We start from the raw sequence: 25,658 nt of genomic DNA on the forward strand, positions 1-25,658 counted from the left end.
ACACCCGGCCCTTGAAGCGGGATGAGGAAGGATTACGACATGAGCGGTATCAACGATTTCATCGCCAATGAAGTGAAGAGCAACGATGTCGTTCTTTTCATGAAGGGCACCCCCCAGTTCCCGCAGTGTGGGTTCTCCGGCCAGGTCGTTCAGATGCTGGATTATATCGGCGTCGACTACAAGGGCATCAACGTGCTTGCTGACGCAGACCTCCGCCAGGGCATCAAGGACTATTCCAGCTGGCCGACAATTCCGCAGCTGTATATCAAGGGCGAATTCATCGGCGGCTGCGATATCGTGCGTGAAATGTTCCAGGCTGGCGAACTACAGGCGCATTTCGAGGAACAGGGCATTGCGGTCAAGGGCGCAGCCTAAAACCGGATTTAAGCCACAGTGACACCTGAAAAAGGCGGGTCACCGCCTTTTTTGATTCCGGAACGCCATGAAGACAACCTAATGTTTCCGGCGCTTTTTTAGCTGAAGCCAATATGACCCATTGTCACAAGCCGGTCGCGATGTTGGGAGTATGCACACGCGGTGCAGATGTCTGCGCCGTTGAACGAGGCCAGATCTGACCTCCCGTACATCGTCGTAATCGCTGGCTCGTTTTGCCGGCTTTGCCTTATGGCCGGTCAACCCGGTTTCCATTTTTGAAAGCGCTTCGGAGCCGCGCTTTCGGCTCGATCTTTTCTGCTGGCTCCAGCATTTTCATCTGCGCCGGAAACGTTTCCGTTTCCTGTTTCAGGCGCCCGGCACATCCGCCAGGAATATCCTATGACCACACCATCCCAAGCGCCGGGTCTCCCGGCTTTGCCCAAACCACAGTTCATTGCGCTGATGGCCATGCTGATGGCGGTCAACGCAATTTCGATCGACATCATGTTGCCCGGCCTGCAGGAAATCGGCGCCAGCCTTGGTGTCGCCGATGAGAATACCCGCCAATATGTCATCACCGCCTATCTTATCGGCATGGGCTGCGCGCAGCTCATCTTCGGCCCACTGTCGGATCGCTTCGGCCGCAAGCTGCCGCTTCTCGGCGGCCTTGGCCTCTATGCGCTTTGCGCGCTTGCCATTGTCTTTGTTCCCTCCTTTACCGGATTGCTGGCGCTGCGCTTCATCCAGGGCATCGGTGCAGCGGCCACCCGCGTCGTCACCGTCTCGATTGTCCGTGATGTCTATGGCGGCCGGATGATGGCGGAAGTCATGTCGCTGGTGCTCATGGTGTTCATGATCGTGCCAGTTATTGCGCCCAGCGTCGGCCAGTTGATCATGATCTTTGCCGAATGGCATATGATCTTCGTGGTCATCTGCCTGTTTGCGGTCTCTGTTGCGACAGTGGTGATGCTGCGCCTGCCCGAAACACTCTCCGCCGAGCATCGCCGGCCCTTCACAGTCACATCCATCCTGGCCGGCTTCCGCATCGTCCTGACAAACCGCGTCTCGCTCTGCTATTCGCTGGCGGCCGCCTTTCTGTTCGGATCGCTGTTCGGCTTCATCAACTCGGCGCAACAGATTCTTGTCGGCATCTATGGGCTCGGACACTGGTTTCCGCTGGTCTTCGCCGGCTTTGCCAGCATGATGGCGCTCGCTTCCTTCACCAATTCGCGGCTTGTCCGGCGCTACGGTATGCGCCGCCTGTCGCACGGGGCGTTGATCGGTTTCGTTATTTCAAGCCTGATCTGGGTCGTGGCATCGGTCTCCGGTTTTCTTCCCTTCTGGCTTTTTGCCCTGCTCTACGCCTGCGCCATGTTCCAGTTCGGGTTGATCGGTTCAAACTTTAACGCCATGGCGATGGAGCCGCTCGGTCACGTCGCCGGAACCGCATCCTCGGTCCTGGGTTTCACTCAGACGATCGGCGGCGCCACCATCGGCGCGCTGATCGGCCAGGCGTTCAACGGCACGATCACGCCCCTTGCCATCGGCTTCCTCGCCGTCTCCCTCATCGGGCTCGCCTTCGTTCTGACCGCCGAAAAAGGCAAGCTTTTCAAGGCGCATAACCCTGCAGTTTAAACGTCCCTGTCTCCTCCCAAGACATTCATAGGTTTCTTCATGTCCGCCACCACCACTGAATACGTCGAGAATCTCGGCTCGTCACGAATAGGCCTCGGCTTCTTCGAATTCGTCATCACCATCGCCCTCATGACCGCCAGCGTCGCAATGGCGATCGACATCATGCTGCCCGCGCTGCCAAACATCGGTCAATCGCTCAGCGTCCAGAATGCCAACGATACCCAGTGGGTCATCGGCGTCTTCATGTTCGGCTTCGGCTGCTCGCAGATCGTATTCGGCAGCCTGTCGGACGCGTTCGGCCGCCGCCGGGTGCTGCTCTGCGGCCTCGCCTTCTATGCCGTCTGTATGTTTGCCGCAGCCCTTTCCGGCAGTTTCGAGATGCTGCTTGTCATGCGCTTCATCCAAGGCATCGGCGCTGCCGCCGTGCGCATCACGACGATGGCGATCGTGCGCGACTGCTTCGGCGGCCGCGAAATGGCGCGGGTGATGTCCTATGTGATGATCGTCTTCATGATCATCCCGATCGTTGCACCATCCGTCGGCCAGGCGATCATCATCTACGCCAACTGGCACTGGATTTTCATCCTGCTCGGCATTGCCGGCGCGGTGCTGTTCTTCTGGGCATTGCTTCGCATGCGCGAATCGCTGCCGGCTGCCGAGCGCCTGCCACTGTCGGTCGCGACCGTCATTTCGGGCTTCGGCACGGTGCTGACCAACCGCGTCACCTGCGGCTACATGATCGGCATGACGCTGTTCACCGCCGTCATCTGCGCCTATATCATGAGCGTTCAGCAGATGTTCGGTGAAGTCTACGGGCTTGGCGACTGGTTGCCGCTCGCCTTTGCAGCCACGGCCGGCGGTATCGCGGTTGCCAATTTCGCCAACGGCTACTTCGTCCGCCGCTTCGGCATGCGCCGGATCTCGCATACCTCGATGATCCTGTTCACGCTGCTATCCGTTCTGGGCCTTCTGGTCGCGCTTGCCGGTACGCCGAGCTTCCTGTTCAGCTATGTGCTGTTTTCGATCCTTCTGATGTTCTTCGCCGTCATCGCCACCAATTTCACGGCCATCAGCCTCGAGCCGATGGGGCATCTTGCCGGAACGGCAACCGCCATCACCGGTTTCGTCTCAACAACGGGCGGCGCACTGCTCGGCGGTCTGGTCGGCCAGATGTTCAACGGTACCGTTCAGCCGCTGTTCGCCGGTTTCGCCGTCTTCGGCGTGGTGACGATCCTTGCCGTCCTCTGGGCAGAAAACGGCAAGCTCTTCACCCATCCGGGCGACGACCACGCCACGCTGGAAGGCGCTGGCGGCCATATGTAAGCGCGCCAACCGACCTGCAAACAAGGGCTTCGCCAGGCAACCGGCGAGGCCTTTTTCTTTTCGTGGCGGCATCAGACTGCATTTACGGTCTCAAACGCTCCGGCGCCGGATGCGGTAAACGCTGGCTGGCGGCAGATTAAGCGGCACCCATCGCCGGAAGGATGCTTCAAGGTCAAGCGCTTGAAGAACCGTTGCCGGAACGGGGGCAACGCGGCCCGTAGGTAAACTGAAACAGACAAGCATCATCGGCCAGATGGCGGAAGACTGCTGCCAGAATATCCTGCACAACCGGCTTCGGCATGGACAGCAGTGGCAGGCCGCTGATGGCGGCGCCGATCCTGCCCGCCGAGGGCAGACGCAAATGGCGTGCGTCCTCCTCGATCAGGGTCGCCTTGGGAAAGCGCTGGCGCAACAGCGTGGCAAATACAGGATTGCGCTCCACCAGGATAAGCCTGTCCTCGGCAACGCCATCCTGCAGAAGCCTGCGGGTAAAGATGCCAGTGCCCGGCCCAAGCTCAAGCACGCCGCCAGGCACCGGCCCGACTTCGGCGGTCATCGCGGCAGCAAGCCATTTGCTTGACGGCGCAATCGACGCAACCTCCAGCGGCCTTGTCAGCCACGAGCGGAAAAATAGCATCGTGTCCGATGCGGTATTGCTGTTGGTCAAGGTTTGGGCTCCCGTTTTGAACGAAAACCGGTATCTCCCATCGTGGGTTGCTGCGCATTAACCCGGGTTAAGTCGAACGCGAGGCGTCGGCCCGGACACGTGCGGAAATACGGCTGAGGCCAACGGCGGTAATGCCGAGATAGCTCGCGAGGTCCTTCTGCGGCACCCGCGCAACCAGGTCCGGCTCCTCGTCGACCAGCGAGCGATAGTGCTCTTCGCGATCAAGCGTCAAAAACTGGCGCTCGCGGCGCTCCTTGCGTTCTCCAAAAATCATCAAGGCAGTCCGGATCATTCGCGACCATCCAAGATCGGTATCTGCGAGGTCTCTGAGTGCCACGAACGGAATGCGTTCCAGCCGGCAGGCCTCGATCGCAATTGCCGAAAAGCTCGCGCGCCCGGCCGGCGCAAGCGCTGACAGGCTGGCGAAGAATTGGCCTTCAACAATAAAAGATTTGATCCATTCCTCGCCGTCCGATCGCAGATATGTGAATTTCAACAGGCCGCTCTCGACAACATAGAGATACGGGTGCGGATCGTCCTGATTGAAGATACTTTCGCCGGGTTTCACCAGACAAAGCTGGATCGCGCCGGTCAAACGATCCGTCTGCGCCAGCGGCTCTCCGGTAATACGCTCAAACAGCGCAATCGCCGCCTGACCCGACCTGTTAACCCGGTTAATGCCATTCCCGTCCCCCTGCAGCATGCTCACATCTCCAACAAGGGGAATAGATAGCATGGCACGGTATGTCGTCACTGGGGCAAGTTCGGGAATCGGATGGGAAATTGCGCTGCAGCTAGCCCGCGCGGGACACGATGTCATCGCGCTCGGACGTGATCGCATCCGGCTTGACGCCCTCAAACAGCGGGATCAGCGCATCGATGTTCACGCGCTTGACTTAAACGACCGGGCAGCGATCTCCGCCTTTGCAGCCTCGGTGAAGGCACAAGGTCCGGCTGACGGCCTGATCAACAATGCGGCTATCCAGCACAATCTCAGGTTCGACGATCCCGGTTATGGCATTGATCAGATCGCGGCCGAGATCGAAACCAACCTGGTTGCGCCGCTGATCCTGTCGCGGCTGTTGCTTCCGGATGTGCCAAGCCGCGCCTTTGTCATTGTCAATGTCGGCTCTGCCCTTGCCAGCTATCCCAAAAGAACGTCGGCCGTCTACAGCGCAACGAAAGCGGGCCTGCGGATGTTTTCCGACGCCATCACCGCGCAATTCAATGGTTCATCCGTGCGGGCCGTCGATATCGTCTTGCCAATGGTTGATGCGCCGATGTCGGCGGGACGCGGCCGGGGCAAGATCAGCGCAGCCGCCGCCGCTGCTGCGATTGCCGGGTCGCTTTCCACCCGGCAGGCGCGCATTCACGTCGGCAAGGTGAAGCTGCTGCGGTTGCTGCAGTTCATTGCCCCGCCCGTTGCCGCCGCGATCATCCGCAAGCTGTGAGCAACACTCTGGCCGCAGCCTAGACCGTAAACACTTCGCGGCGCAGCATCTCCCAGCACTCCTTGTCGGAAGCCAGAAGCAGGCCGCCATCGACATGATGCGGCAGATAGGGCGATCCATCGAATCGCGCGGCATAGGCGCCTGCTTCCTGCGCTATCAGCGTACCGGCCAGATGATCCCATGGCATCAGCTTCTGATACATCAGGAAGTGGAAATGGCCCCCGGCAAAGCCGCGATATTCGTGCGCTGCGCAGCGATAACTGGTGGCAATGCGGACCTTGGCCATGTTGCCCATGACGATGCGGCGATTTTCCGGGGAATAGAAGCCGGTCGAGGCGCAGCCGACCAGGCTTTCCAACGGTACGGACGGAACCGTCGAAAGCTGCTCCTGCGACCCGTCAGCCTTGCACAACCAGGCGCCAGAACCCTTTTCGGCGATCACCCAGTCATTGCCCATCGGATCGTAGATCAGGCCTGCAACCGTCTCGCCTTTGGAAACCACGGCGGCCATGACGCCAAACAGCGGCATGCCCGCCGCATAGTTGAACGTACCGTCAATCGGATCGACGACGATGGCAAGGTCAGCTCCGGCCAAACTGCCGAGTAGTGCCGGATTGGCGGCAACCGATTCTTCGCCGACGAACAAAGCGTCCGGCGCGATTTCCGCCATCCGTGCCTTGATCAACCGTTCGGCGGCTTCGTCCGCCTCGGTGACCAGATCGATCGCCTCCGACTTCATCCGCACGTCGCCGTCACCCAGATTGCGGAATTTCGGCAGGATTTCCTTGAAGGCTGCCTCCTGCAGGACATTGGCGATGGCAGCGATATCGATGGCAGATGTCATGCTTTGGGCTCCGCGAAGAGAGATTGGAAATCAAACAGCTTTGGGTCGAGCAGATGCGACGGATTGGCGTGACCGAGCGCCCTCAGCATCGTGTCCTTGCGGCCGGGCATGCGGCGCTCGATATCCGACAGCATCGCCTTCATGGCATTGCGCTCAAGCCCGTCCTGCGTACCGCAGAGGTCGCAAGGGATGATCGGAAACTCCATCGCTGCGGCAAATTTGGCGAGATCGTCTTCCGCCACATAGGCCAGAGGCCTGAGCACCATCAGATCGCCGTCGTCATTGAGGAGCTTGGCTGGCATTGTCGCCAGTCGGCCGCCATGGAAGAAGTTCATGAAGAAGGTTTCGAGAATGTCTTCGCGGTGGTGTCCCAGCACCAGCGCATCGCAGCCTTCTTCTCGAGCGATTCGGTAGAGATTGCCGCGGCGCAGACGCGAACAGAGCGCGCAATAGGTGCCACCGGCCGGAACCTTTTCCTTCACGATCGAATAGGTGTCGCGATATTCGATCCGGTGCTTGACGCCGATCGACGACAGATATTCCGGCAGGATATGCTTTGGAAAATTCGGCTGGCCCTGATCGAGATTGCAGGCGACCAGTTCGACCGGCAGCAGGCCGCGCCATTGCAGGTCCATCAGCAGCGCCAGCAGGCTATAACTGTCCTTGCCGCCGGAAACACCGATCAGCCAGCGTTTTTGGCCGTTCAGCATGCCAAAGTCCTCGATCGCCTGACGGACCTGTCGCAGCAACCGCTTGCGCAGCTTGTTGAACGAGACGGAATTGGGCATTTTTGCAAAAATCGGGTGCATAGCTTCGTTGCCGGATTGATCCAGGCTGGACGAAAGATCTTCGAGGCCGGCGGCCGGCGGCTGAATGGCAATATCCATGACAAAGTCCCGGATGGAGGGCGCAGAGCACGAAGGCGGCGCGCAAAAACAATGCCCTGCACTTGCCCGTCTAAAGCAGCAAGATCAAGGAAAATGCGCCGGGCGTGATGTGAAACTTCCGTAACGCCGGTTCAGGCGCCGAATACGGACCATCCTGTGCGGCTGGCGAGCATTTCCAAGGCCAGCGAACCGAGCAGCGAATTGCCGTTGTGATTGAGCCCGGGCGACCAGACCGCAACCGCAGCCTTACCCGGCGCGACACAGAGGATGCCCCCGCCAACGCCGCTCTTGCCCGGCAGGCCGACGCGATAGGCAAAATCCCCCGAGCCATCATAGTGGCCGCAGGTCAGCATCAGCGCATTGATGCGCCGCGCCCGCTGCTTGGAAACGACGGAATGTTTGGTCAGCGGATTGGTGCCGGACGCAGCTAGAAACAGGCCGGCCTTGGCCAGTTGAACGCAGCTCATCGCCAGCGCGCATTGATGAAAATAGACACCAAGCACATGCTCGACGGGATGATCGAGCTTGCCGAAGGAACGCATGAAATTGGCGAGCGCAAAGTTACGGTAACCGGTCGCCGATTCCGATTTGGCCACGTCCTGATCGATCAGGATGTCCTCCTCGTCGGAGAGGTAGCGGACGAAACGAACGATCTCACCGATTGCCTCCCTCGGCGTATGGCCAGCAAGCACCAGATCCGTGATCGCGATAGCCCCGGCATTGATAAACGGGTTGCGCGGAATGCCGTGTTCATGTTCGAGCTGGACGATCGAATTGAAGGCGGAACCGGAGGGTTCGCGGCCGACGCGCTTCCAGATGGTTTCACCGTGCTTGCCGAGCGCCAAAGTCAGCGTGAAAACCTTGGAAATACTCTGAATGGAGAATGGCACCCCGGCATCGCCGGCCATGTGAACATCGCCATCGACGGTAACGATGGCCATGCCAAAACTCTTGGGATCGACGCGGGCGAGCTGCGGAATATAGTCGGCCACCTTGCCTTCACCCAGCCGTGGGGTTAGCTCGCGGTGGATATCATCGACTATCGACTGCAGGTCCAAAGGGCCGGGCATTCGTCATTCTCCGCATGTGTGCAGCGCAACAAAAAAGCCACCCATTTCTGAGTGGCTTTTTCGAATTTCACAAGGCCGGAGCCCGAAGAAATTATCGCGAATAGAATTCGACGACGAGGTTCGGTTCCATGATGACCGGGTACGGAACGTCGGTCAGAGCCGGAACGCGAGCGAAGGTCGCAACCATCTTGTTGTGATCGACTTCGATGTAATCCGGAACGTCGCGTTCAGCGAGCGAAACGGCTTCGAGAACCGAAACGAGCTGCTTGGACTTTTCGCGAACTTCGATAACGTCGCCAGCCTTGCAGCGGTACGAACCGATGTTGACGCGAACGCCGTTGACCTTGACGTGGCCATGGTTGACGAACTGACGGGCAGCAAAGACCGTCGGAACGAACTTGGCGCGGTACACGATCGCGTCGAGGCGCGATTCGAGCAGGCCGATCAGGTTCTCGGAAGTGTCACCCTTGCGGCGGTCAGCTTCGGCGAAGATCGCACGGAACTGCTTTTCGCGGATGTCGCCGTAGTAGCCCTTGAGCTTCTGCTTGGCGCGCAGCTGCACACCGAAGTCGGAAAGCTTGGACTTGCGGCGCTGGCCGTGCTGGCCAGGACCGTATTCGCGGCGGTTTACCGGGGACTTCGGACGGCCCCAGATGTTCTCGCCCATACGGCGGTCAATTTTGTACTTGGACGATTCGCGCTTGCTCATCGCATTTCCTTTCAGAACGTTGCACCGGTCTGTTTCCAAACCGGATGAAGGAAACACGCCCTCCTCTGAACCCGATTTTGCGAGCTCTGACAGGTTTCTCACATTAAGCTAACGGAGAATCCACGGGACATGTCAAATAAAACACCGGGCATTTCGGCCCGGCGTTGAGGCGGCTTTAGTGGCTTCGCCCCTGATTGTCAAACGAATTTGCTAAGTTCCGCCTGCAATCTAACTCTTATCACCTTCCACCCGCCGCTCCAAGGAGCCCAGCAACTTGCGCAGCAACCCCGCCAGCTCCGTTCGCTCCTCTCCACTCAGATCCGTCAAATAGGATGCTTCGCTGGCCATATCGACGCGAAACGCAGCCTCGGCAAGCCGTATACCTTCGTCTGTCAGGCCAACGGCCGTGCTGCGCCCATCCTCTTGCGAACGCTCGCGTATGATCAGTCCCGACTTCTTCAGCCGGTCCAGCCGGTGCGTCAGCCCGCCGGAAGAGATCATCAGGGACGTATAGAGTTCCGTCGGCGTTAGCCGGTAAGGCGGCCCTGACCGCCGCAGCGTCGAGATGACATCGAACTCACCACGGTCGAGGCCGAAGAACGCAAATGTTGCCTCAATCGACGGACGCACCAGATTGGCGAGCCGGTAGGCCCGACCGAGTATGGCCATCGGTTCGGTATCGAGATCCGGCAATTCCCTGTCCCACTGGCCGCGCAACCGATCCACGTGATCCGCCTTTTCAATGCTTTGCGCCATGCCGTGCCTTTCCAAAAACAAACTATCTTGACGAGAAGATAGTTTTGGGTAATTATCTTCGCAAGAAGATATATCGCCTTTCGTCCATTCACCAGATACTAATGGAGGCCTGCATGTATCATGTCATTCCCCGCACCAATCAGGATCAGCGGTCAAACAGAACTGTCCTGTTCGAGGGCGCTGAGTACGACACGCCGATTTCCATTTTTCTGGTCGACAACGAACCTGGCCAAGGGCCTGCCCTGCACACCCATCCCTATAGCGAAACCTGGATCGTCCGGTCCGGCCACGCGCAATTCACGGTCGGGCTCGAAACACTCGACGCGGCTGTGGGCGATATCATCGTGGTCACGGCTCAGACGCCGCATCGTTTCGTCAATACCGGGCCGGACAGGCTGGAACTCACCTGCATTCACGCCTCAGAGCGCGTCATCCAGACCTGGATCTGATACGCCCCAAAGTGGGATCCACGTCTATTCCGCAGCACTGCGGTTTCCGGCGTCATCATAGACAGCATCGGCAGCACCCGGCGCTGTCTCCACCTGCAGGTCCGGAAACGCCACGATCCGCTTGCCGGAAAGATCGCTGTGAACCACGATCAGGCCTTGCTCCTCGAAGTAACCGAGCAGGCGGCGGGCGCGGCGGGCCGAGTGCGTGCCATAGGCGCGCGCGATCATTGCATCCGAGGGGCATGCCAGATTACGCACGGCGGACTGCGCCACAAGCAGGAACACGCCCTGCAGATCATCGGTGACATTGCGCGACAGGCTCAAAGCCGACGCCCAGATGTCGGTCGCGGCCGTCTCGGCATCGACGCCGGAGCGCGCAACGGCCATCTTGCGGCGGAAGGCGCTGAGCGACAGCGGTGCGCCGGGCACACGACGGATACGGCAGCGCACGAGGAAATCCTGAAACAGTTCGGCATCGGCGCGGAACGCTGCCTCGGGATGCTCCAGTATCTCTGCAAGCAGACCGTCGAGCAGCGCTTCGCGCTCCTGAACCGGCATTTCCGGCACCGGCGCTTTCGGCTCCGAAAGGCCGATTGGCTCGGGGCGTGGCCGTGAGAGCTCGGCGAGAATATCGGTGGCGGGGCGCGGCTGGGCGCCGGGCCGCCGCATGATCGGGCGGATGAGTTCTTCCGGATCCGGCGTGAAGATCAGGTCCTCGACATCAGCGACGGCTTCCGGCAGCGGCGTCAGCTTGGGGCTGGTCGAGCGGGCCGAGGTTTCGACATGACCGATGGTCACCGGCAGCGGACGGCGCGACAAAGCCGGGCCGAGCGCTACGAACGAACCGCGCTTCAGGTCGCGGAACATTTCCGCCGTGCGCCGATCCATGCCGAGCAGATCGGCGGCACGGGCCATATCGATATCGAGAAACGTGCGGCCCATCAGGAAGTTGGACGCTTCGGCTGCAACGTTCTTGGCAAGCTTTGCCAGCCTCTGCGTGGCGATGACGCCCGCCAGTCCACGTTTACGGCCACGGCACATCAGGTTGGTCATCGCGCCCAATGAGACTTTTCGCGCCTCTTCGGAGACGTCACCGGCGACCGATGGCGCAAACATCTGCGCCTCATCGACAACGACCAGCACCGGATACCAGTAGTCACGATCGGCATCGAACATCGCATTGAGAAAGATACCGGCGCTGCGCATCTGCTGCTCGATATCCAGCCCCTCCAGCGACAGAACACAGGAAACGCGATGCTGGCGGATACGGCTGGCAATACCGATCAGTTCGGCCTCGGTCCGCTCGCCTTCGATCACCACATGGCCGAACTTGTCGGCCAGCGTGACGAAATCGCCTTCTGGATCGATGATGCATTGCTGCACCCACGGGGCGGACTGTTCGAGCAGACGGCGCAACAAGTGCGACTTTCCGGAGCCGGAATTACCCTGCACCAGAAGACGCGTAGCGAGAAGCTCCTCGATATCGAGCGGAACGGATGCGCCGTCCGACGCCGTCCCCATGTCGATGCCGACTTTCATATCCACCTCGTTTAAATTGCCATGTCGGATGCGCCGCCACGAACCCGCAAGCGTTGACCCGTATCATTAAAGCCCATGTTTTGCGCGGCAATCGCAGCAAAACCCACAGCTAAGACGGCCACATCTTCAGAAATAAAGCCTGTGCGTGACTGTGCTGTTTTCCAGAACCGGTGAAAACCCAAGGCGCTCGTAGAATGCGAACGCTTGCGACGGTGCCCTTGTGTTCAAAAAGCTGAAGAAATCGGCTGCGTCACGGACAATGAAGCGAACCAGCTGGCTGCCGATATCCCTGCCCCGATGATCCGGCGCCACATAGAGATGGCGAACGCGGCCAGCGGCGGCATTGCCCGCGAACGGATCGATGTTGCGGCCGCAAACGCCGGCAAGCGTGCCATCCACAATGGCACCGGCAAGGATTTCGCCTGGACGCTCAAACCGGTTCAGGCCGGAAATCCAGTTTTCCTGCAACCGGACAAGCATACGATGTCCCTCGCCGATGCTGGCCTCCCGCAAAGCATCGAAACCATCGAACGCAGGCGTAATCGGTACGATTTCCATCCCGTCAACCGGCCTGCGACACCGTCAGCCCAAACCCCTGCAGCAGGCGGCGCGTGGTGAAATCCGGGTGTCCGGAGGTGAAGATCGCGGGATCAATGCCGTTCAAGGGCTCAAAACCATCCGGCAGCGGCACAAGACTGCGCGCCCGCCGGGCAATCGCCTCGGCCGGGTCGAGCCAGTCCACCGGCCAAGGGGCCAGGCGGCGGAAAACGTTGGCCATGAACGGATAATGCGTGCAGGCCAGCACGACGATATCGGTCTTGCGACCATCTTTCTCGACAAAACACTGCTCGATTTCGGAGAGAACCGCAGCGTCATCGATTGCCTCGCCACGAATATAGGCCTCCGCCATGCGGGCCAGATTTTCCGAACCGACGAGCCGGACATGACATTGCGTAGCGAAAGACTGGATCAGATCGCGGGTATAGGCACGCTTGACGGTTCCTGGCGTCGCCAGCACCGAAACGAGGCCGGAGCGCGTCCGCTCCGCCGCAGGCTTGATCGCCGGTACCGTGCCGACGAAGCGCATCTGAGGAAACGCTGCGCGCAGATCGGCGCCAACCAGCGTGAACGCGGTATTACAGGCGATGACGCAGATTTCAGGATCGTGCTCAGCCAGCAATCTGCCAAACAGCGAGATGACGCGCTCCTTCAGCGCCTCCTCTCCCCAGCCGCCATAAGGAAAGCCCGCATCGTCAGCGACATAGATAAAATGCCGCTCCGGCATCAGCACGCGGGCTTCGCGCAGCACGGTCAGCCCGCCGATACCGCTGTCGAAAACGAGGATGGGCTTCAGCTCAGCTGTCGTCACCGGCATCGTCAACTTTCTTGGCACGCGAATTTTCCGGCGCTCCGGCACCGCGCGGCGCCTCGCGGGTGAAACGATCGAGCGATGAGATGATGCCGCGCACCAGCCGGATTTCGGATTCGGTAAAGCCGGGGCGGGTCAGGACCGCGCGCAAATTGTCGACCAATTTCGGCTTTTTGGCGACGGGCCGGAAGTAGCCGCGCGCCTCCAGCGCCTCCTCGACATGATCGAACATGCCCTGCAACTGTTCCTTGGTTGCCGGGTTCTGCGACAGCGCCTGGAACGAGGTTTCCTCCCGCGATTCCATCGATGTCTTCAGCCATTCATAGGACATCAGGAGCACGGCTTGCGCCAGGTTAAGCGAGGCGAAGGCCGGATTGACCGGAAACGTGACGATCTCGTCGGCGAGCGCCACTTCTTCATTGGTAAGACCGGTACGTTCGCGCCCGAACAGGATGCCGGTCGCCTCGCCCATATTGAAACGGCTGCGCAGCGTCTCGGCGGCAATCAGCGGCGAGCGCACCGGCTTGTAGCCGTAGCGGTCGCGAGCCGTCGTCGCGTAGACGAAGTTGAGGTCGGCAATTGCTTCCGGCAGCGTGTCATAGACCTTGGCCGCATCGATGACATGATCGGCCCGGCTCGCCGCAGAACGTGCCTTTTCGCTCGGCCAGCCATCGCGCGGACTGACCAGACGCAGTTCCGAAAGCCCGAAATTGGCCATGGCACGCGCCACCATGCCGATGTTCTCGCCAAGCTGCGGATGCACCAGAATGATTGCTGGTCCTTCGGTCAGAAGCACGCGCTCGCTGTTGGTTCCTGCCATTCCGGTACTTTCGTCTCTGTTTTGCGTCTGGATTTCAGCGCTTCCTTGCACAGATGCGCGGATTTTGAAAGCCGCAGCCCACAACGGTCTATTCTGGCGTGCTGGCGCCCTGGCTGGCAATCGCCTGCAACTCGCTCTTGAGCGAGCCAGTTTCACCGGCGCGGATGATGTCGTCAATGACGGCCTTGCCGCCTTCCTCGATCACCATGAAATGCAGTTCGCTCGGCTTCCAGTCGGCTGCGCGCTCACCAAAACAATGGGTATTGTCGAAGGTGACCGTGACATCGCTCTTGCCGTCCGTCTCCGGGCCGGCAACGACCAACAGATCCTTGATCGAGCAGCTGTCCTGACCACTGACGATCACATCATAATCAAACGGCGAATCGCCTTCGTCATAGGCCGGGAATTTTGCCGCCTCGCGATAGGCCTTGACGAAATCCTGGCTGTAGATACGGCCAAGACGCGCCTCGGAAAAATAATCCTCGCCCGGCTGTGCCTCCTCCGCCCAGCCCTTGACGGCTTCCTGCATGATTTCATTGACCGGCGCTGCGGGGTCGCCTGCGTGCGCAGCCGAAAACGTGCAGCAAGCCAGAACAACAAGTGCGAACCGTTTCATCCATCATCTCCTGATCTCAGATGCACGACATTTCAGATGCGCGACCGGCGCTCCGGCGCCAGAGAATTTGCGTCTGCTCATAATCAAATTCGCTTCGACACGCGAGGCCGCAATGATGCGGTGTACCAATCATCGTCAGGGGTTGGTCAATGTAGTATCAGGCTAATACCTTGCCAGAGACCGGCCGTGGCATCCTGACATCGTCAGCAACCCGATGGAGGATACGATGGGCGGCAAGAAAATTCTAATGATCTGCGGCGATTTCACAGAGGACTACGAGACGATGGTGCCATTCCAGGCGTTGCTCGCCGTTGGCCATACGGTTCATGCCATCTGCCCGGGCAAGACGGCGGGCCAGCAGATTGCCACGGCCATCCATGACTTCGAAGGTGATCAGACCTACTCGGAAAAGCGTGGTCACAATTTTACCCTGAACGCGACCTTTGCCGACACCAAGGTCGAGAGCTACGACGCGCTGGTCATTCCCGGTGGCCGGGCGCCGGAATATCTGCGGCTCGATGCGAACGTCATCGCCATGGTCCGCCACTTCTTCGAGGCGAACAAGCCAGTGGCTGCCATTTGCCATGGCGCACAATTGCTGTCGGCCGCAGGCGTGCTGAAGGGCCGGACATGCTCCGCCTACCCCGCCTGCCGTTTCGACGTTGAGCTTGCCGGTGGTCATTATGCCGAAATCCCGGTCGATCAGGCTGTGACTGACGGTAATCTGGTATCGGCACCCGCCTGGCCCGCGCATCCGGCCTGGATCGGTCAGTTCCTGACTGTTCTGGGAACCGAGATTCGCCACAATACGCCATTGACGCGCTCGGCTGCCTGACATCGGTCTTGCCAAACCGCATCGAAGGGTGAACATTTCAAGCCGGAGTTCTGGGAGGAACGGATGTGCAGACTATTCATCGGCGCCGACCCGGCGCTCTGGCAAAGTGTGACCCGCTCGGTGCGGATCGATGGCGTGGCGACAAGCATCCGGCTTGAAAGCTTCTTCTGGTCCATCCTCGACGATATCGGCGACCGCGACGGCATGTCGGTCGGCCGCCTGATCGGGCGGCTCTATATCGAATCGCTCGGCGAAGGCCATCCACCGGAAAACTTCACATCCTTCCTGCGGGTTTGCTGCGGCCGCTATCTCGCCCTGCAGCTTGATGGCCTGGTGCCAACCGACCGGCATACGCCCATTGCCGCGCTCGATGCGGAAAGCATCCTTGTTCGCGAGGAAAGATGTTATGCAAAGCCCCGCGCCGCGGATTTCCCGCGCGCTATCCGCGGCCATTGAACACAGGTTTTGCAATCGGAAGGAAACGCACGCGGAATCACGCGTGTATGTCTTTGCCTGTGGTGAACTGGATGCTATAGGGGCGCCAACCCGTTTCCATCCAACCCCATGCAGAGGTTTGCAACATGACAAAGATCAAGGTCGCCAATCCAGTCGTCGAGCTCGACGGCGATGAAATGACCCGCATCATCTGGCAGTTCATCAAGGAAAAGCTGATCCATCCGTACCTGGATATCGATCTGGAATACTACGACCTTGGCATGGAAAACCGCGATGCGACCAACGATCAGGTGACGATCGATAGCGCCAATGCCATCAAGAAGCACGGTGTCGGTGTCAAGTGTGCAACGATCACCCCGGACGAAGCCCGCGTCGAGGAATTCGGCCTGAAGAAGATGTGGAAGTCGCCGAACGGCACGATCCGCAACATCCTGGGCGGCGTTATCTTCCGCGAGCCGATCATCTGCAAGAACGTCCCGCGCCTTGTTCCGGGCTGGACCAAGCCGATCATCGTCGGCCGTCACGCCTTCGGCGACCAGTACCGCGCCACCGACTTCAAGTTCCCCGGCAAGGGCAAGCTGACGATGAAGTTCGTCGGCGAGGACGGCACCGAAATCGAGCACGAAGTCTATGACGCCCCGGCAGCCGGCGTTGCCATGGGCATGTACAACCTTGACGAATCAATCACTGATTTCGCCCGCGCATCGCTGAACTACGGCCTGCAGCGCGGCGTTCCGGTCTATCTCTCGACCAAGAACACTATCCTCAAGGTCTATGACGGCCGCTTCAAGGATATCTTCCAGGCTGTCTTCGACGCCGAATTCGCCGACAAGTTCAAGGAAGCCAAGATCTGGTACGAACATCGCCTGATCGACGACATGGTCGCTTCGGCGCTCAAGTGGTCCGGCGGTTACGTCTGGGCCTGCAAGAACTATGACGGCGACGTTCAGTCCGACATCGTCGCACAGGGTTTTGGCTCTCTCGGCCTGATGACCTCGGTTCTGATGACGCCGGATGGCCAGACGGTCGAAGCCGAAGCCGCCCACGGCACGGTGACCCGTCACTACCGCCAGCACCAGAAGGGCGAGGAAACATCGACCAACTCGATCGCCTCGATCTTCGCCTGGACCCGTGGCCTTGCTCACCGCGCCAAGCTCGACAACAACGCGGAACTCGCCCGCTTTGCTGACACTCTGGAAAAAGTCTGCGTTGACACCGTCGAGAGCGGCTTCATGACCAAGGATCTGGCGCTGCTGATCGGCCCAGACCAGCCGTGGCTCTCGACCACCGGCTTCCTCGACAAGATCGACGAGAACCTGAAGAAGGCAATGGTTGCCTGATCAAGCCACACTGGAATGAACTGAGAAACCCGGCCATGTGCCGGGTTTTTTATTGGAACCTTTTCGTCAGCGAACCGTTCGCGAAGTGAGCCCTTCCGCATGCTGCACTGCACGCACCCTCCTTCCAAAAGATTGTGACCGCAGATCAATGAACAGTTCCTCCGACAAACCCCATAGCCACCTTCCCCGCATTGCCCTGGTATCAACTCATGGCTATGTCGCCGCCGAACCGCCGCTGGGTGCCGCCGATACCGGCGGTCAGGTGGTCTATGTCATCGAACTCGCCCGCAAGCTGGCGCTGCTCGGCCATGAGGTCGACATCTATACACGCCGGTTCGAGGACCAACCGGAGTTTGACGAAGTTGACGAGCGTGTGCGGGTAATCCGCATCCCCTGCGGCGGCAACGATTTCATACCGAAGGAATATCTCTACAAACACCTGATGGAATGGTGCGAAAATGCCGTCCGTTTCGTTCGCAGGAACGATTTCACCTATACGCTGATCAACAGCCACTATTGGGACGCGGGTATCGCCGGCCAGCGCATGTCCGAAGCGCTCGGTGTCACCCATATCCACACGCCGCATTCGCTTGGCCTGTGGAAGAAGCGCCAGATGGAGACGGACTATCCGGACAAGGCGGCGGAGTTCGACAAGGAATTCAATTTTTCCGAGCGCATCAAGCATGAACTGATCATCTATCGCTCCTGCAGCATGGTGATCGCCACGACGCCGATCCAGGTAGAGATGCTGGTCAACGACTACAATCTGCCGCGCGACCGTGTGCATATGATTCCGCCCGGCTATGATGACAACCGCTTCTTTCCCGTTTCCAGGGCAACGCGCGAAATGGCCCGCCAGCGGTTCGGCTTCGAAGGCAAGGTGGTGATGGCCATGGGCCGCCTGGCCACGAACAAGGGGTATGATCTTCTGATCGACGGTTTTTCCGTGCTGGCCGAGCGCGAGCCGGAAGCGCGCCTGCATCTGGCAGTCGGCGGCGAAAACATGGACCCGCAGGAGGCGGGTATTCTTGATGAATTGAAGCAACGCGTGGCAGCCCTTGGACTGGACGGCAAGGTGGTGTTTTCCGGTTTCGTCGCTGATGACGATCTGCCCGACTTTTACCGTGCCGCCGATATCTTCGTCCTATCCAGCCGTTACGAACCCTTCGGCATGACTGCGATCGAGGCGATGGCCAGCGGCACCCCGACCATCATTACGGTTCATGGCGGATTGTTCCGCGCCGTCAGCTATGGCCGGCATGCGTTGTTTGCCGATCCGTTCGACAAATACGATCTTGGCATCACGATGATGAAGCCGTTGAAACACGAGCGGCTCTACGGCCGTTTGTCGCGCATGGGCGCCCACAAGGCACGCAGCCTGTTTACCTGGACCGGCATTGCCCAGCAGCTCATCGGTGTCGTCGAGGGACGGCCGATGCCGCAGGCAATGGATGATAATGAATGGGCGGAACCATGGACGGACGGAGATTGAGGCCGATTCGGCTGTTCTGCAGCGACATCGATGGCACGTTGGCAGGAAACAGAGAGGCTGAAGCGCGATTTCGCGATGCCTGGCTTGGTCTTGCGCCAGACAAACGGCCACTACTGGTGTTCAACAGCGGCCGGCTGATCGACGATCAAAAAGCGTTTGTCGCCACCACGGCATTGCCACGGCCCGATATCTATATCGGCGGAGTGGGAACGATGCTGGACAACGCGAAAGAACCATCTCATGCGGCGCTTTATTCGCGCGCCATCGGCGCCGGGTTTGACCATGAACGGATCAACAGGGCGTTATCCAGTGTTCCGGACATCATCTTCCAGCCGGACATGTATCAGCACGCCCAGAAATCCAGCTGGTATCTGCACGATGCCGATGCTGCGACCTTGGCCAGCATAGAGGAAAAACTGGCAGGCGCCGGAATTGCCGCCCGCCTGGTCTACTCCAGCAAACGAGACCTCGACATCCTGCCTGACGGTGTTGACAAGGGCGCCGCCCTCTCCTGGCTATGCCGCCAGCTCGGGTTGTCGCATGAAGACGTGGTGGTGGCTGGCGATACCGACAATGACCGCAGCATGTTTGCGCTTCTCGGTGCTCGCGGCATCGTGGTGGGTAACGCCTTGGATGAGCTGAAATCCATCGCCGGAGACCGCCCGGATATCTATGGCAGCAGCGGAAAATTTGCCGATGGCGTGCTGGAAGGCCTGCAGCATTGGGGGCTTTTCAGCACGCCTTGATGGAATCAAGCAACGTCTACAATTAATCCATTAGCCGGCTTATGGAAAAACGATACCCGGCAGCGAATTTCCACCGGGTATCCACGACAATTTACTTCACGGGCAGATAGATGTCCGTCAACAGCTCTTTCGGAGCAGCATCCCGGGGATTGTTGATGTATTCCTCGAACCTCACCGTATCGCGGACCTCCCGGCCCGATGATGGCAGCCATTCGCCATACAGCCACTGATAGGCCTTGTGCATATCGGCATACGGCCCCTTGTGCCGCAACACCGCATACTCGCCACCCTCCAGATGCTTTCGCACCAGCGGCTCATCAGCCGGAACGTGCTGCCCTTCTGTTACACAGGCAAAGGAGCGCAGCTTATCCTCCGCCACCAGATCCGGATCATCCAGATAGATGCCGACCATCTTCATGTCCTGCCGGTAAAGCTTGCGTGCCTGCAGCGTGCCGCCGAGCGTTTCGAAAGCACGGCCGATACCCATATAGGAACCGGTATGGCTGACCCCGGTGAGCTCACGCGGGGCAATCGTTTTCATCGTCACATTGTACATTTCGCCAAATCCTTTGCCGTTTGCCGATTGAAAGACAGTATGGCTGCCCTCTCTCCGGTACCGGGCCGGCGGCATGCCGAACACCGATTTGAAAATCCGGGTGAAGGATTGGAGATTGGGATAGCCGGTCCGTCTTGCGATTTCCTCGACAGAAAGGCTCGTCTGCACCAGATCACCCGCCGCCCGATGCAGTCTCAGCCGCTTGACGGTCGTTGCCAGCGTTTCGCCGTGCACGGCCCGGTAGACCCGGTGCCAGTGATGCGGCGACATGCAGGCAATATCCGAGAGCCGATCAAGATCGAGCTCTTCGTCCAGGTGATCGTAAATATAGGCCGATACGCGCCGCAAACGCTGTTCGTAAACCGCCCAGATGCTGTCTTCCTTCATGCCGATCCTCATACAAGCCGAACAAACGGACAGAACCACATCCAGATTTGACAAATCCTGCGAAGTTGGCTGCACCGATTTCAACACGGGAAAAGCAATTGGCCAAAGAAAAACCGGGCCATTCAGCCCGGTTTTCAAATATAAGCAATGAGACGGAAACTGGATTATCCGGCGAGTGCGGCGCTCACCGACGCGATCGCTTCCGCAGCTTTGTCACCATCCGGACCGCCGGCCTGCGCCATGTCGGCGCGGCCGCCACCACCCTTGCCGCCGAGCGCTGCCGAGGCAATCCGAACGAGGTCGACGGCGCTGAAACGCGACGTCAGATCGTCGGTTACGGCCACTACGGCGCTTGCCTTGCCATCCGCAGAGACGCCAACGAAGGTAACAACACCAGAACCGAGGCTCGTCTTGCCATCGTCGGCAAGGCTCTTCAGGTCCTTCGGCTCGACACCGGTAACAACCTTTCCAAGGAACTTGACGCCGCCGATATCCTGCACCTGATCGGCAGAACCACCGGCATCGCCACCGCCGAGCGCCAGCTTCTTCTTGGCCTCGTTCAGTTCGCGCTCCAGCTTGCGGCGCTCGTCCATCAGCGTTTCAACGCGGGTCAGAACGTCTGCAGGCTGAACCTTCAGCGTTGTTGCCAGTGTCTTGACCCGCTCGTCCTGCTCGTTGAGGTAAGCCAGCGCCGATACGCCGGTCAGGGCTTCCAGACGGCGAACACCGGAACCAACGGCACTTTCGCCGACGATGCGCACAAGGCCGATCTCGCCGGTGGCGCCGACATGGGTGCCGCCGCAGAGTTCAACCGAGTAAGGACGGTTGGCCTTGGCGCCATGAATGCCCTGCCCCATCGACACGACACGCACTTCATCGCCGTATTTTTCGCCGAACAGCGCCATCGCGCCTTCGGCAATCGCATCATCGACGCTCATCAGCCGCGTCGTGACTGGCGCGTTCTGCACGATGATCTCGTTGGCCATGTCCTCGACGATCTTCAGCTCTTCGGCCGTCATCGGCTTCGGATGCGAAACGTCGAAGCGCAGGCGCTCCGGCGCAACCAGCGAGCCCTTCTGCGCCACATGGGTGCCAAGCACTTCGCGCAGCGCTTCATGCAGCAGATGAGTGGCCGAATGGTTGGCGCGCAGGCGCGAACGGCGGGCGTGGTCGACGTTCAGTGCCGCTGCGTCACCAACCTTGACCGTGCCGTCTTCAACGACGCAGGAATGCACGAACAGGCCCTCGCCGCGCTTCTGCACGTCGGTGACCGTCAGCTTTGCATGATCGGTGGAGATTACGCCGGTATCGCCCATCTGGCCGCCGGATTCGCCGTAGAATGGTGTCTGGTTGAGAACCAGCTGGACCGTATCGCCTTTCGAGGCGGTGTCGATCGCCTTGCCATCGCGCACGATCGCCTGGACGACACCTTCTGCCGTCTCGGTGTCGTAACCGAGGAACTCTGTGGCACCGAGCTTTTCCTTCAGCTCGTACCAGATCGTTTCCGTTGCCTTGTCACCGGAGCCGGACCAGGACGCACGGGCTTCAGCCTTCTGGCGCTCCATGGCCGCCGTGAACGCCTCGGTATCGACGCCGATACCCCGGCTACGCAAGGCATCCTGCGTCAGGTCAAGCGGGAAGCCGTACGTATCGTAGAGCTTGAAGGCCGTCTCGCCGTTCAGCTGGTCGCCCTCGGCAAGATCGAGCGTGGCATCCGACAACAGGCCGAGGCCGCGTTCCAGCGTCTTGCGGAACCGGGTCTCTTCCAGCTTCAAGGTTTCCGAAATCAGGGATTCCGCCCGAACGAGTTCCGGGTAAGCACGGCCCATCTGGCCGATCAGCGCCGGCAGCAGCCGCCACATCAACGGGTCACGGGCACCCAGCAACTGGGCGTGGCGCATGGCACGGCGCATGATCCGGCGCAGCACATAGCCACGGCCTTCGTTCGACGGCAGAACGCCATCGGCGATCAGGAATGCGGACGCCCGCAGATGGTCGGCGATGACGCGGTGGCTGGCGCGGCGGTCGCCTTCAGCCTTGACGCCGGTCGCCTCTTCCGAGGCAGCGATCAAGGCGCGGAACAGGTCGATATCATAATTGTCATGCTTGCCCTGCAACAGAGCAGCAACGCGCTCGAGGCCCATGCCGGTGTCGATCGACGGACGCGGCAGATCGACCCGTTCTTCCTTCGTCACTTGCTCGTACTGCATGAAGACAAGGTTCCAGATTTCGATGAACCGGTCGCCGTCTTCATCCTTGGAACCGGGAGGTCCACCCCAGATATGATCGCCGTGATCGTAGAAGATCTCGGAACATGGCCCGCAGGGGCCGGTATCGCCCATCGCCCAGAAATTGTCGCTGGTCGGGATCCGGATGATCCGGTCGTCAGTCAGGCCGGCAATCTTCTTCCACAGGCCAAAAGCCTCGTCATCGGTGTGGTAAACGGTGACCAAAAGCCGCTTGGCATCGATGCCGAAATCCTTGGTGATCAGGTTCCAGGCAAGCTCGATCGCCCGCTCCTTGAAATAATCGCCGAAGGAAAAATTACCGAGCATTTCGAAGAAGGTGTGGTGGCGCGCGGTATAGCCGACATTGTCGAGGTCATTATGCTTGCCCCCGGCGCGCACGCATTTCTGCGCGGTCGCAGCCGTCGAATAGGGGCGCTGCTCCAGACCGGTGAAAACGTTCTTGAACTGAACCATGCCGGCATTGGTGAACATCAGGGTCGGATCGTTGCGCGGAACCAGCGGGCTCGACGATACAACCTCATGGCCGTTCTTCTTGAAGTAGTCGAGGAACGTCGACCGGATTTCATTCACGCCGCTCATATTGCGCCCTTATCTCTTGCATCGGACCGTCCGCAGCCTGCCTGACTGAGCCGCGAACCGGAAAACTTTTGAAAATCGCGGATCACCGGACATCCGCCGACCCTCTCCCGCCCCATTGGAACACAGGCTTTTATCGTCCGGGCCAATCCCTGTCCAGACGGCAAAAGAAAACCGGCCGCTCGGATTAAGGAGCGGCCGGCCAACATCAAGTCGAAATCAGGTAATCTTATGCCAGAGCGGCATCATCGTCGTCGTCACCGGCTTCGGGGCCACCATTTTCCAGGAATTTTTCGGCGATCAGGCCGGCATTCTGGCGCAGCGACAGTTCGATCTCCCTTGCCGTATCCGGATTGTCACGCAGGAACGACTTGGCGTTCTCGCGGCCCTGACCAAGCCGCTGGCTATTATAGGAGAACCACGCACCCGACTTCTCGACGATGCCGGCCTTGACGCCGAGATCGACCAGTTCACCGGTCTTGGACACGCCCTCACCATACATGATGTCGAATTCGACCTGCTTGAAGGGCGGCGCCATCTTGTTCTTGACGACCTTGACGCGCGTCTGGTTGCCGATGACTTCCTCACGCTCCTTGACGGCGCCGATGCGGCGGATGTCGAGGCGAACGGAGGCATAAAACTTCAGGGCGTTACCACCTGTCGTCGTTTCAGGCGAACCGAACATCACGCCGATCTTCATGCGGATCTGGTTGATGAAGATGACCATGCAGTTCGACTTCGAGATCGACGCGGTCAGCTTGCGCAGCGCCTGGCTCATCAGACGGGCCTGCAGACCCGGCAGGCTGTCGCCCATTTCACCTTCGATTTCAGCGCGCGGTACAAGGGCTGCGACCGAATCGACGACGAGAACGTCGATGGCGCCGGAACGCACCAGTGTATCGGTGATTTCCAGAGCCTGCTCACCGGTATCCGGTTGCGAGATCAAAAGATTTTCGAGATCGACGCCAAGCTTGCGGGCATAGACCGGATCGAGCGCATGTTCGGCATCGACAAAGGCGCAAATGCCGCCCTTCTTCTGGGCTTCAGCAATCGTCTGCAGTGCCAGCGTCGTCTTGCCCGAGCTTTCCGGTCCGTAGATTTCGATGACGCGCCCCTTGGGCAGTCCGCCGATACCAAGCGCAATATCGAGGCTCAGCGAGCCCGTCGAAACGGTTTCGATTTCGACTATGCTGTCTTTTCCACCGAGCTTCATGATCGATCCCTTGCCGAACGAGCGTTCGATCTGGGAGAGTGCCGCTTCAAGTGCCTTGCTTTTATCCACCGATTTGTCCTCTACAAGCCGCAAAGAGTTTTGTGCCATGTGATCCACCTTTAGGTTATGGAGCCTGCCGAGGCAATGAAGCTGCCGATGAAAGCTATGTACACTTTTTGTTCTCATTTCGCAAGAGTTATCTATCGACTTGAATCGACAACATAAATGGATGCATGTTCTTTTCTTGTTCCGGGAATTTCGTATTCTGCAGAAATAACTGAAACTAAAGACATATCAACCTCGCAGCCCACCGAATCGCTTAGGAGCGGCACACAGGAAAACGCATGACAGGCAGACAAGTTTCCATCTTTGGCGGCGCGCATATCGATCGCCGGGCTCGTATTTTCGGCACTACCGTGCCGGGATCAAGCAATCCCGGCAGCTGGTTCGAAGAGGCCGGCGGCGGCGGGTTCAATGCCGCCCGCAACCTTGCGCGGCTTGGACTTGACGTACGTATGATCAGCCCGCGCGGCGGCGATGCCGTTGGCGAAATGGTCGCCCGGGCAGCGAACGAAGCCGGAGTTATCGATTGCCCGTTCATCTTCCTTGACCGCAAGACGCCAAGCTACACGGCTATTCTGGAGAACGACGGTAATCTCGTGATCGCGCTTGCCGACATGGAGCTTTACCGGCTGTTTTCTCCAAGGCGATTGCAGCAGAAAGCCATGCGCGAGATTATTTCGTCGAGCGATCTGATCGTCACAGATGCGAACCTCCCCGAGGAGACGCTGACCGCTCTGGTTGCCCGTGCGAATACCGAATCAAAACCGGTCGCCGCCATCGCCATTTCGCCGGCGAAAGTGACGCGGCTGGTGAAAAGCCTGCCAGGGCTCAACTTTCTCTTCATGAACGAGGCAGAGGCGCGTGCGTTGACGGGCCGCGATAGTGAGGCGGCGGCGGAATGGCCCATTATGCTCCAGGCGGCCGGCCTGTCCGGCGGCGTCATCACTCGTGGCGGCAAGCCCGCGATTGCCTTTCAGGACGGGCGAACGGTGACGGTGGCACCACCACAACTTGATGCACTTGCCGACGTCACGGGCGCCGGCGATTCGCTTGCGGCCGGTTTCCTGTCGGCCTATGTCGAAGGCAAAGCGCTCGACATATGCCTTCGCTCCGGTGTTGCCGCCGCCGGTATCACCGTGCGTTCGCCGCTTGCCGTATCGGAAAAAATGTCGCGGCCGATGCTCGATGAAGCGATTCGGCTTGTGCCACCAGCCGAAATCCTGTCATGAACGCGC

Annotated in this window: 26 protein-coding genes; 11 read left to right on the plus strand and 15 right to left on the minus strand. The window is 59.5% G+C overall.

Annotated features, from left to right (window positions below; genetic code table 11):
* The first annotated feature begins 39 nt into the window (after positions 1-39).
* From grxD to ASC96_RS23715, 3 genes are all read left to right on the plus strand, one after another.
* Positions 40-375: a Grx4 family monothiol glutaredoxin gene (grxD, locus tag ASC96_RS23705; protein WP_060505523.1), complete on the plus strand. Its 336-nt coding sequence runs from the start codon at positions 40-42 to the stop codon at positions 373-375.
* A 399-nt stretch (positions 376-774) separates the two neighbouring features.
* A complete protein-coding gene (locus ASC96_RS23710; protein ID WP_112834669.1) occupies positions 775-2,010 on the plus strand; it encodes a multidrug effflux MFS transporter in 1,236 nt (411 codons plus the stop codon).
* A 39-nt stretch (positions 2,011-2,049) separates the two neighbouring features.
* The gene (locus ASC96_RS23715) at positions 2,050-3,333 is read left to right on the plus strand and encodes a multidrug effflux MFS transporter (RefSeq protein WP_060505524.1); all 1,284 of its coding nucleotides are present in this window, start codon (positions 2,050-2,052) and stop codon (positions 3,331-3,333) included.
* Positions 3,334-3,505: 172 nt separating this feature from the next.
* On the opposite strand, the gene ASC96_RS23720 is transcribed toward ASC96_RS23715, so the two are convergent.
* Positions 3,506-4,000 (minus strand): methyltransferase domain-containing protein, encoded by a 495-nt coding sequence (locus tag ASC96_RS23720; protein ID WP_060505525.1) that lies wholly within the window; start codon positions 3,998-4,000, stop codon positions 3,506-3,508.
* A 67-nt stretch (positions 4,001-4,067) separates the two neighbouring features.
* A complete protein-coding gene (locus tag ASC96_RS23725) occupies positions 4,068-4,703 on the minus strand; it encodes a Crp/Fnr family transcriptional regulator (protein ID WP_060505526.1) in 636 nt (211 codons plus the stop codon).
* 31 nt (positions 4,704-4,734) lie between these two features.
* Between ASC96_RS23725 and ASC96_RS23730 the strand changes: the two genes are divergently transcribed.
* On the plus strand, positions 4,735-5,451 hold the full coding sequence (locus ASC96_RS23730; RefSeq protein WP_060505527.1) for an SDR family NAD(P)-dependent oxidoreductase: 717 nt from the start codon (positions 4,735-4,737) through the stop codon (positions 5,449-5,451).
* A 19-nt stretch (positions 5,452-5,470) separates the two neighbouring features.
* Here ASC96_RS23730 and ASC96_RS23735 read toward each other — a convergent pair whose 3' ends face one another.
* The 5 genes from ASC96_RS23735 to ASC96_RS23755 form a co-directional block, all read right to left on the minus strand.
* A complete protein-coding gene (locus ASC96_RS23735) occupies positions 5,471-6,295 on the minus strand; it encodes an inositol monophosphatase family protein (RefSeq protein ID WP_060505528.1) in 825 nt (274 codons plus the stop codon).
* On the minus strand, positions 6,292-7,104 hold the full coding sequence (gene ttcA, locus ASC96_RS23740) for a tRNA 2-thiocytidine(32) synthetase TtcA (RefSeq protein WP_244482299.1): 813 nt from the start codon (positions 7,102-7,104) through the stop codon (positions 6,292-6,294). The genes ASC96_RS23735 and ttcA overlap by 4 nt, the downstream gene beginning before the upstream one ends.
* Before the next feature lie 209 nt (positions 7,105-7,313).
* The gene (locus ASC96_RS23745) at positions 7,314-8,252 is read right to left on the minus strand and encodes a glutaminase (protein ID WP_060505530.1); all 939 of its coding nucleotides are present in this window, start codon (positions 8,250-8,252) and stop codon (positions 7,314-7,316) included.
* Between the two features lie 91 nt (positions 8,253-8,343).
* A complete protein-coding gene (gene rpsD / locus ASC96_RS23750; protein ID WP_037095627.1) occupies positions 8,344-8,961 on the minus strand; it encodes a 30S ribosomal protein S4 in 618 nt (205 codons plus the stop codon).
* 228 nt (positions 8,962-9,189) lie between these two features.
* A complete protein-coding gene (locus tag ASC96_RS23755) occupies positions 9,190-9,717 on the minus strand; it encodes a MarR family transcriptional regulator (RefSeq protein ID WP_060505531.1) in 528 nt (175 codons plus the stop codon).
* A gap of 113 nt (positions 9,718-9,830) precedes the next feature.
* Here ASC96_RS23755 and ASC96_RS23760 point away from each other — a divergent pair, with 113 nt between their 5' ends.
* Positions 9,831-10,166 (plus strand): cupin domain-containing protein, encoded by a 336-nt coding sequence (locus ASC96_RS23760; protein WP_112834668.1) that lies wholly within the window; start codon positions 9,831-9,833, stop codon positions 10,164-10,166.
* A gap of 24 nt (positions 10,167-10,190) precedes the next feature.
* On the opposite strand, the gene ASC96_RS23765 is transcribed toward ASC96_RS23760, so the two are convergent.
* The 5 genes from ASC96_RS23765 to ASC96_RS23785 form a co-directional block, all read right to left on the minus strand.
* The gene (locus ASC96_RS23765; protein ID WP_060505533.1) at positions 10,191-11,705 is read right to left on the minus strand and encodes an ATP-binding protein; all 1,515 of its coding nucleotides are present in this window, start codon (positions 11,703-11,705) and stop codon (positions 10,191-10,193) included.
* Between the two features lie 126 nt (positions 11,706-11,831).
* Positions 11,832-12,263: a GNAT family N-acetyltransferase gene (locus tag ASC96_RS23770; protein ID WP_060505534.1), complete on the minus strand. Its 432-nt coding sequence runs from the start codon at positions 12,261-12,263 to the stop codon at positions 11,832-11,834.
* Between the two features lie 4 nt (positions 12,264-12,267).
* Positions 12,268-13,074, minus strand: coding sequence for a glutamate racemase (gene murI, locus ASC96_RS23775; protein ID WP_112834688.1), 807 nt, complete (start codon positions 13,072-13,074; stop codon positions 12,268-12,270).
* The gene (locus ASC96_RS23780) at positions 13,061-13,894 is read right to left on the minus strand and encodes an RNA methyltransferase (protein ID WP_037095636.1); all 834 of its coding nucleotides are present in this window, start codon (positions 13,892-13,894) and stop codon (positions 13,061-13,063) included. The genes murI and ASC96_RS23780 overlap by 14 nt, the downstream gene beginning before the upstream one ends.
* A gap of 88 nt (positions 13,895-13,982) precedes the next feature.
* The gene (locus ASC96_RS23785) at positions 13,983-14,510 is read right to left on the minus strand and encodes a hypothetical protein (RefSeq protein ID WP_060505536.1); all 528 of its coding nucleotides are present in this window, start codon (positions 14,508-14,510) and stop codon (positions 13,983-13,985) included.
* Between the two features lie 226 nt (positions 14,511-14,736).
* On the opposite strand from ASC96_RS23785, the gene ASC96_RS23790 reads away from it, so the two are divergent.
* The 5 genes from ASC96_RS23790 (at position 14,737) to ASC96_RS23810 (ending at position 19,379) form a co-directional block, all read left to right on the plus strand.
* Positions 14,737-15,345 (plus strand): DJ-1/PfpI family protein, encoded by a 609-nt coding sequence (locus ASC96_RS23790; protein ID WP_060505537.1) that lies wholly within the window; start codon positions 14,737-14,739, stop codon positions 15,343-15,345.
* 63 nt (positions 15,346-15,408) lie between these two features.
* The gene (locus ASC96_RS23795) at positions 15,409-15,801 is read left to right on the plus strand and encodes a ribbon-helix-helix domain-containing protein (protein WP_060505538.1); all 393 of its coding nucleotides are present in this window, start codon (positions 15,409-15,411) and stop codon (positions 15,799-15,801) included.
* A gap of 125 nt (positions 15,802-15,926) precedes the next feature.
* Positions 15,927-17,141: an NADP-dependent isocitrate dehydrogenase gene (locus ASC96_RS23800; RefSeq protein ID WP_060505539.1), complete on the plus strand. Its 1,215-nt coding sequence runs from the start codon at positions 15,927-15,929 to the stop codon at positions 17,139-17,141.
* Between the two features lie 148 nt (positions 17,142-17,289).
* Positions 17,290-18,633 carry a glycosyltransferase family 1 protein gene (locus ASC96_RS23805; protein ID WP_060505540.1) on the plus strand — a complete coding sequence of 448 codons (1,344 nt, stop codon included), beginning with the start codon at positions 17,290-17,292 and terminating at the stop codon, positions 18,631-18,633.
* Positions 18,630-19,379, plus strand: a complete 750-nt coding sequence (locus tag ASC96_RS23810) for an HAD-IIB family hydrolase (protein WP_060505541.1) — start codon at positions 18,630-18,632, stop codon at positions 19,377-19,379. The genes ASC96_RS23805 and ASC96_RS23810 overlap by 4 nt, the downstream gene beginning before the upstream one ends.
* 91 nt (positions 19,380-19,470) lie before the next feature.
* Here the strand turns inward: ASC96_RS23810 and ASC96_RS23815 are convergent, their stop codons facing one another.
* The 3 genes from ASC96_RS23815 to recA all read right to left on the minus strand — a co-directional run bounded on the left by ASC96_RS23815 (position 19,471) and on the right by recA (position 24,468).
* The gene (locus ASC96_RS23815; RefSeq protein ID WP_060505542.1) at positions 19,471-20,322 is read right to left on the minus strand and encodes an AraC family transcriptional regulator; all 852 of its coding nucleotides are present in this window, start codon (positions 20,320-20,322) and stop codon (positions 19,471-19,473) included.
* Between the two features lie 164 nt (positions 20,323-20,486).
* Positions 20,487-23,150: an alanine--tRNA ligase gene (alaS, locus tag ASC96_RS23820; protein ID WP_060505543.1), complete on the minus strand. Its 2,664-nt coding sequence runs from the start codon at positions 23,148-23,150 to the stop codon at positions 20,487-20,489.
* A 226-nt stretch (positions 23,151-23,376) separates the two neighbouring features.
* Entirely contained in the window at positions 23,377-24,468 is a 1,092-nt protein-coding gene (gene recA / locus ASC96_RS23825; RefSeq protein ID WP_060505544.1) for a recombinase RecA, read from the minus strand.
* Positions 24,469-24,704: 236 nt separating this feature from the next.
* Between recA and ASC96_RS23830 the strand changes: the two genes are divergently transcribed.
* A complete protein-coding gene (locus ASC96_RS23830; protein ID WP_060505545.1) occupies positions 24,705-25,652 on the plus strand; it encodes a carbohydrate kinase family protein in 948 nt (315 codons plus the stop codon).
* The last annotated feature ends 6 nt before the right edge of the window (positions 25,653-25,658 follow it).

The sequence above is a fragment of the Rhizobium sp. Root1204 genome (assembly GCF_001424965.1).
Lineage (GTDB): Bacteria > Pseudomonadota > Alphaproteobacteria > Rhizobiales > Rhizobiaceae > Pararhizobium.

Bases quoted from the DNA above. Each gene is read 5' to 3' on its own strand.
- grxD (WP_060505523.1), top strand. From the start codon at position 40: ATGAGCGGTATCAACGATTTCATCGCCAATGAAGTGAAGAGCAACGAT.
- ASC96_RS23710 (WP_112834669.1), top strand. From the start codon at position 775: ATGACCACACCATCCCAAGCGCCGGGTCTCCCGGCTTTGCCCAAACCA.
- ASC96_RS23715 (WP_060505524.1), top strand. From the start codon at position 2,050: ATGTCCGCCACCACCACTGAATACGTCGAGAATCTCGGCTCGTCACGA.
- ASC96_RS23725 (WP_060505526.1), bottom strand. From the start codon at position 4,703: ATGCTGCAGGGGGACGGGAATGGCATTAACCGGGTTAACAGGTCGGGT.
- ASC96_RS23730 (WP_060505527.1), top strand. From the start codon at position 4,735: ATGGCACGGTATGTCGTCACTGGGGCAAGTTCGGGAATCGGATGGGAA.
- ASC96_RS23735 (WP_060505528.1), bottom strand. From the start codon at position 6,295: ATGACATCTGCCATCGATATCGCTGCCATCGCCAATGTCCTGCAGGAG.
- ttcA (WP_244482299.1), bottom strand. From the start codon at position 7,104: ATGCACCCGATTTTTGCAAAAATGCCCAATTCCGTCTCGTTCAACAAG.
- ASC96_RS23745 (WP_060505530.1), bottom strand. From the start codon at position 8,252: ATGCCCGGCCCTTTGGACCTGCAGTCGATAGTCGATGATATCCACCGC.
- rpsD (WP_037095627.1), bottom strand. From the start codon at position 8,961: ATGAGCAAGCGCGAATCGTCCAAGTACAAAATTGACCGCCGTATGGGC.
- ASC96_RS23755 (WP_060505531.1), bottom strand. From the start codon at position 9,717: ATGGCGCAAAGCATTGAAAAGGCGGATCACGTGGATCGGTTGCGCGGC.
- ASC96_RS23760 (WP_112834668.1), top strand. From the start codon at position 9,831: ATGTATCATGTCATTCCCCGCACCAATCAGGATCAGCGGTCAAACAGA.
- ASC96_RS23765 (WP_060505533.1), bottom strand. From the start codon at position 11,705: ATGAAAGTCGGCATCGACATGGGGACGGCGTCGGACGGCGCATCCGTT.
- ASC96_RS23770 (WP_060505534.1), bottom strand. From the start codon at position 12,263: ATGGAAATCGTACCGATTACGCCTGCGTTCGATGGTTTCGATGCTTTG.
- ASC96_RS23780 (WP_037095636.1), bottom strand. From the start codon at position 13,894: ATGGCAGGAACCAACAGCGAGCGCGTGCTTCTGACCGAAGGACCAGCA.
- ASC96_RS23785 (WP_060505536.1), bottom strand. From the start codon at position 14,510: ATGAAACGGTTCGCACTTGTTGTTCTGGCTTGCTGCACGTTTTCGGCT.
- ASC96_RS23790 (WP_060505537.1), top strand. From the start codon at position 14,737: ATGGGCGGCAAGAAAATTCTAATGATCTGCGGCGATTTCACAGAGGAC.
- ASC96_RS23795 (WP_060505538.1), top strand. From the start codon at position 15,409: ATGTGCAGACTATTCATCGGCGCCGACCCGGCGCTCTGGCAAAGTGTG.
- ASC96_RS23800 (WP_060505539.1), top strand. From the start codon at position 15,927: ATGACAAAGATCAAGGTCGCCAATCCAGTCGTCGAGCTCGACGGCGAT.
- ASC96_RS23805 (WP_060505540.1), top strand. From the start codon at position 17,290: ATGAACAGTTCCTCCGACAAACCCCATAGCCACCTTCCCCGCATTGCC.
- ASC96_RS23815 (WP_060505542.1), bottom strand. From the start codon at position 20,322: ATGAAGGAAGACAGCATCTGGGCGGTTTACGAACAGCGTTTGCGGCGC.
- alaS (WP_060505543.1), bottom strand. From the start codon at position 23,150: ATGAGCGGCGTGAATGAAATCCGGTCGACGTTCCTCGACTACTTCAAG.
- recA (WP_060505544.1), bottom strand. From the start codon at position 24,468: ATGGCACAAAACTCTTTGCGGCTTGTAGAGGACAAATCGGTGGATAAA.
- ASC96_RS23830 (WP_060505545.1), top strand. From the start codon at position 24,705: ATGACAGGCAGACAAGTTTCCATCTTTGGCGGCGCGCATATCGATCGC.